Source organism: Streptomyces sp. NH27 (assembly GCF_056859195.1).
In genome coordinates, this window is sequence record NZ_JACEGK010000543.1 from 1 (window position 1) to 5,259 (window position 5,259).

Here is a 5,259-nt window from a genome sequence, read left to right on the forward strand (position 1 = left end):
GAACGGGCGGGTGCTGCCCGCGCAGGACCGCCGGGTCCTGGTCGCGTACGCCGCGCAGACCGCCGCGCTGCTGGAGCGCCGGAGGCTGGCCGAGCAGGCCGCCCGGGCACGCCGTCTCGCGGAGGGGAACCATATCCGCACCGCGCTGCTCGCCGCGGTCTCCCACGACCTGCGCACCCCGCTCGCCGGCATCAAGGCGGCCGTCACCTCGCTGCGCTCCGACGAGGTGGACTGGAGCGCCGAGGACGAGGCGGAACTGCTCGCCGGCATCGAGACCGGCGCCGACCGGCTCAACCACCTCATCGGCAACCTGCTCGACATGAGCCGGCTGCGCACCGGCGCGGTCAACGCGCTGCTGCGCGATGTCGCCCTGGAGGAGGTGGTACCGGCCGCGCTCGCCGAGGTGCCGGCCGACGCCGTACGGCTGGAGGTGCCGGAGGCGCTGCCGCTGGTGCGCGCCGACACCGGGCTGCTGGAGCGGGCCGTGGCCAACGTGGTGGAGAACGCCGTCAAGTACAGCCCGCCGGGCCACCCGGTCGTGATCAGGGCCGACCCGCTGGTGCTGCCGGACGGCACCCGGGTCGAGGTGCGCGTGATCGACCGCGGCCCCGGCGTACCGGAGGAGGCGAAGGACCTGGTGTTCGAACCGTTCCAGCGCTACGGCGACGCGCCGCCGGCCGGTACGGGCGTCGGGCTCGGCCTCGCCGTGGCCCGCGGCTTCACCGAGGCGATGGGCGGCACCCTGACCGCCGAGGACACCCCCGGGGGCGGCCTGAGCATGGTCTTCACGCTGCCCACCGCCCCCGGCGCCATCCCCGACCCCGATCTGCGAAAGGCAGTGCCCGAACGATGACCCGGGTCCTGGTAGTGGACGACGAACCCCAGCTCGTCCGAGCGCTGGTGATCAACCTGCGGGCCCGCCACTACGACGTGGACGCCGCGCCCGACGGTGCGGGCGCGCTACGGCTGGCCGCCGCCCACAACCCCGACGTGGTGCTGCTCGACCTGAGCCTGCCCGACATGGACGGTGCCCAGGTGATCCGCGGCCTGCGCGGCTGGACCCGGGTGCCGATCATCGTCCTGTCGGCCCGGCACGCCTCCAAGGAGAAGGTCCAGGCGCTGGACGCGGGCGCCGACGACTACGTCACCAAGCCGTTCGGGATGGACGAGTTGCTGGCCCGGCTGCGCGCCGCGGTCCGCCGCGCCGAACCCGGCAGCAGTACGGGAGCCGACGACCAGGCCGTGGTCGTCACCGACGCCTTCACGGTGGACCTGGCCGCGAAGAAGGTGCACGGCAGCGGCGGCGCCGACGTACGGCTCACCCCCACCGAGTGGCACCTGCTGGAGGTCCTGGTCCGCAACCCCGGGCGGCTGGTCACCCAGACGCAGCTGCTCCAGGAGGTGTGGGGTCCTTCCTACCGCTCCGAGACCAACTATCTGCGGGTCTACCTCGCGCAGTTGCGCCGCAAGCTCGAACCCGACCCGGCCCGGCCGCGCCACCTCATCACCGAGCCGGGGATGGGCTACCGCTTCGAGCCGTAGCGCTTGCCGAGCCGGGGAGCGGGCCGGCATCCGCGCCCGCGCCCGTAACCGAGCCGGCGCTCGTACCCGCGCCCGCAACCGCAACCGCAACCGCGCCCGCAACCGCGTTCGCCGACCCGGTCCGCCCCATCGCCGCCAGCGTCCGCGCGAAGCGGGTGCCCGGCGCGAGGGCGGCCACCTCCGCCGCGTCCGCCGCGGTGTCCACGTCGCGCAGCACCGGCAGGTCGCCTACGGTCAGGCCCGCCGCGAGCAGCCGGTCGCGCTGGGCCCGCCCGGTCCACGGCTTCGACATCGGCACCCCGCGCAGCAGCGCCGGGTCGGGGACGGCCAGGCCCAGCGCCCAGAACCCGCCGTCGGCCGCGGGCCCGAACCACGCCGAGCACTCCCGCCAGGCGAACGGGCCCACGGCGGGCCGCAACAGCTCGGGCGTGACCTGCGGGGTGTCCATGCCCACCAGCACCGCCGGGCCCCGGCACATCCCGAACGCCGCCGCCAGCCGCTCGTCCAGCCCGCCCGACACCTGCGGCGCCACCTCGAAACCCGGCGGCAGCCACGGCCCGGGCGCACCGTCCAGCACCAGCACCCGGCGCCGCGCGGGCGTGCGCAGCACCGCCGCCAGCGTGTCCGCGAGCGCGGCCCGCGCCAACTCAGCTGCCTCACAAGGAGTGTGAGGAGGCGTCAGACGTGTCTTCACCCGGCCCGGCACCGGCTCCTTGGCGATCACCAGCAGCGTCGTCATCGCACGCCGGCCCGCTCCGCCGGCGGGCGTTCGGCGGCCTGCCCGCGTAGCCTGGAGTGTGCGAACTCCCGTACCCCGGCGAGGAATTCGACCTGCGGACGCCAGCCGATCTCCTCGCGCAGCCGCGCCGAGGACGCGGTGATGTGCCGGACGTCGCCGAGCCGGAACTCGCCGGTGACCACGGGCGCCGGGCCACCGTGCGCGTCCGCCAGCGCGGTGGCCATCTCGCCGACGGTGTGCGGGGTGCCGCTGCCGGTGTTGTAGGCGCGGAAGGTGCCCGGCGGGCGGCCCAAAACAGCCTCCAGCGCAAGGGCGTTGGCCGCCGCCACATCGCTGACGTGCACGAAGTCGCGCCGCTGACCGCCGTCTTCGAAGACCCGCGGCGCCTCCCCGCGCGCGAGCGACGAACGGAAGAACGACGCCACCCCGGCGTACGGGGTGTCGCGCGGCATGCCGGGACCGTAGACGTTGTGGTAACGCAGGCTGACCGCACGGCTGTTGGTGGCGCGGGCCCAGGACGCGGCCAGGTGCTCCTGGGCGAGCTTGGTCGTCGCGTAGACGTTGCGCGGGTCGGCCGGCGCGTCCTCGTCGACCAGTCCGGGGGCCAGCGGCGCGCCGCAGCTCGGGCACGGCGGTTCGAAGCAGCCCGCCGCCAACTCCCCGGCGGCGCGCGGCCCCGGCGCGACCCGGCCGTGCCGGGCGCAGTCGTAACGACCCTCGCCGTAGACCACCATCGACCCGGCGAGCACCAGGTCGCGCACCCCGGCCGCGGCCATCGCGGCGAGCAGCACCGCCGTGCCGACGTCGTTGCAGTCCGTGTACGCGGGCGCGTCCGCGAAGTCCTTGCCGAGGCCGACCATCGCCGCCTGGTGGCAGACCGCGTCCACGCCCCGCAACGCGCCCGCGACCGCCGCGCCGTCCCGCACGTCGGCGTGCAGCCACTCCGCGGCGGAGAACGGCGGCAGTGCGGGAGGCACCGGGTGGGCGGAGGGCAACAGGGCGTCGAGGACGACCGGTTCGTGCCCTCGAGCGGTGAGGGCGGCGACGATCTGCGAGCCGATGAAGCCCGCGCCGCCGGTGACGAGTACGCGCATGGCGCCGACCCTAGGGTCCGCGTCGCGCCCGCGGGCCGCTGCGCGCGGGGGCGTCACAGGTCCGTAAGAACCCCGCTTCCGCTGCCGCGTCCTCATCCGGACGGGTCCGCGCGCGCCGGTCCTCGCCCGGGCCGCCACGTCGCCCGCCACCGGCGCAGCGCGAACGCCGCCCCGGAGGCCGCGAAGAGCGCGGCGGTGATCAGCGCCCAGCGGCCGAGGAAGACGTCCGGGTCCAGCGCGGTCGCCGCAGCGTAGTGCGTCCTGGCCCCGCTGATCAGAGGCCAGTACACGAGTAGGAGAAGCAGGGACAGGAAGGCGGGCACCCGGACGTGGTCGACTACGGCGTTCCGGGTGCCGGTGCGCCGCGCGCCCAGCGCCCTGTGCAGCGCCCAGTCCGCCACCGCGTATGCCGGCAGCAGCACCAGGTCGTGCAACAGCGCCGCGCCCACCACCCACTTCGCCACGTCGAACCAGTCGCGCTCCAGCAGCCGCGCGGCGGCGTACCCGCACACCGCGAAGGACGCGAGGAGGATCAGCAGGTGCGCAGGGGAGGCGCCGTACTGCGCCCGGAACCGGCCGACAAGCGTGCGGCGGGGCGGAGTTGGCGTACAACGGTGCGGCGTAAGGCTGTTCAAGTCCGCGCTCCGAACGTCGTCGCGCCGAAGGTGAGTTGGCGTACCCACTTGGTGTTCATGACCCCGGGCGCGGCCGGCACGATGATCCGGGCCGGGTAGCCGTGGTCGTGGGACAGCTCCGCGCCGTTGACCCGCAGCGCCAGCAGCGAGCGCGGGTCGCGGACCTGGTTGGCGCGCAGCGCGACCGCCCGGAAGGACCCGGACAGCTGCGCGGACTCCACGAACACCCCTGGCGGGTCGGCGTGATGGCCGACCAGTGCCGCGAGGTCGGCCAGCCGCACCCCCTCCCAGTGCTGGTCCGACGTCGACCAGCCCTCGACGCAGGCGATCGGCAGCGCCGAGCCGTGCCGGGCCATCGCCCGCAGCTCGTCGAGGGTCAGTGACACGCGGCGACCGTTGCCGTCGCCCTGCACCACGAGCCGCCAGTCCTCGCCCACGTCCTGCGGCCGGATGTGCGCCAGCGCCGCGGTCTTGTTGATCGGGAAGCCGTTCGGGCCCGTGCCGGGGTCGCGGCCGTGCGGCGCCAGCAGCGCGGTCTCGCGCAGCGGCCCGCCGATGCTCTGCCCCGCGGTGACCGCGAACAGCGCCACCGAGCCGAGCCCGACCATGCCCAGCGCCCCGCGCCGCGACATCGTCGGCGCCGCCGGATGCGTGGAGACCAGGCCGGAGTCGTCGGCGGCCTCCGGCACCGTACGGGAGGTCGGCGTGCGCAACTCGGCCCTGAAGTCCCGGCTGCGCAGGGCCCGTACGGTCCTCGGCAGCCGCAGCGCGACATGCGCGGCCACCGCGCCGCAGAACACCCACGCGCCGTAGAAGTGCAGCGGGTAGAACGACCCGGGGAAGAGGTAGTCCAACTGCACGTTCAGCACGCCGGTGACGAACTCGAAGATCCCGCCGCCCACCAGCAGGAGCAGCGACAGCCGGTCCAGCGCGTGCGCGGGCGAGCGGACCGGCGGCAGCGTGAAGAGCTTCGGCACCACCGACCACAGCTTCGCCAGCAGCACCGGCACCAGCACGATCCCGAGGGTGACGTGCACGCCCTGGTCGGCGCGGTAGAGCCAGTACGGGTGGGTCGGCCACGAGAAGAGGTAGAGGCCCAACAGGCCCTTGTCCGGGGTCTTGTCGTTGACCGGCGACAGGTTCGGATTGTACGCGGCGTACGACAGCAGGCCGGTGACGAACAGCACGGGGATGCCGACGAGCAGGACCACGCCGAGGACGGAGGTGAGCCAGGGGCCGCGCAGGGGGC

General features: G+C 74.7%; 6 protein-coding genes. 2 read left to right on the forward strand and 4 right to left on the reverse strand.

Annotated elements, in window-relative coordinates; translation table 11 throughout:
• Window positions 1-853, forward strand: an 853-nt coding sequence (locus AC13HU_RS31445; RefSeq protein WP_483045378.1) for a sensor histidine kinase, incomplete at its 5' end; no start/stop codon positions are given.
• Window positions 850-1,542 (forward strand): response regulator, encoded by a 693-nt coding sequence (locus AC13HU_RS31450; protein WP_483045379.1) that lies wholly within the window; start codon window positions 850-852, stop codon window positions 1,540-1,542. The genes AC13HU_RS31445 and AC13HU_RS31450, both read left to right, overlap by 4 nt.
• Here AC13HU_RS31450 and AC13HU_RS31455 read toward each other — a convergent pair.
• From AC13HU_RS31455 to AC13HU_RS31470, 4 genes are all read right to left on the reverse strand, one after another.
• A complete protein-coding gene (locus tag AC13HU_RS31455; protein ID WP_483045380.1) occupies window positions 1,505-2,281 on the reverse strand; it encodes a TIGR04282 family arsenosugar biosynthesis glycosyltransferase in 777 nt (258 codons plus the stop codon). The two genes, AC13HU_RS31450 and AC13HU_RS31455, sit on opposite strands and share 38 nt — an antisense overlap.
• A complete protein-coding gene (locus AC13HU_RS31460; RefSeq protein ID WP_483045381.1) occupies window positions 2,278-3,375 on the reverse strand; it encodes an NAD-dependent epimerase/dehydratase family protein in 1,098 nt (365 codons plus the stop codon). The genes AC13HU_RS31455 and AC13HU_RS31460 overlap by 4 nt, the downstream gene beginning before the upstream one ends.
• Before the next feature lie 92 nt (window positions 3,376-3,467).
• A complete protein-coding gene (locus AC13HU_RS31465) occupies window positions 3,468-4,010 on the reverse strand; it encodes a hypothetical protein (RefSeq protein ID WP_483045382.1) in 543 nt (180 codons plus the stop codon).
• On the reverse strand, window positions 4,007-5,259 hold a 1,253-nt coding region (locus tag AC13HU_RS31470), incomplete at its 5' end, for a molybdopterin-dependent oxidoreductase (RefSeq protein ID WP_483045383.1). The genes AC13HU_RS31470 and AC13HU_RS31465, both read right to left, overlap by 4 nt.

What these genes read in the sequence shown, in the direction of transcription:
- AC13HU_RS31450 (WP_483045379.1), top strand. Translation starts at nt 850, where the DNA reads ATGACCCGGGTCCTGGTAGTGGACGACGAACCCCAGCTCGTCCGAGCG.
- AC13HU_RS31455 (WP_483045380.1), bottom strand. Translation starts at nt 2,281, where the DNA reads ATGACGACGCTGCTGGTGATCGCCAAGGAGCCGGTGCCGGGCCGGGTG.
- AC13HU_RS31460 (WP_483045381.1), bottom strand. Translation starts at nt 3,375, where the DNA reads ATGCGCGTACTCGTCACCGGCGGCGCGGGCTTCATCGGCTCGCAGATC.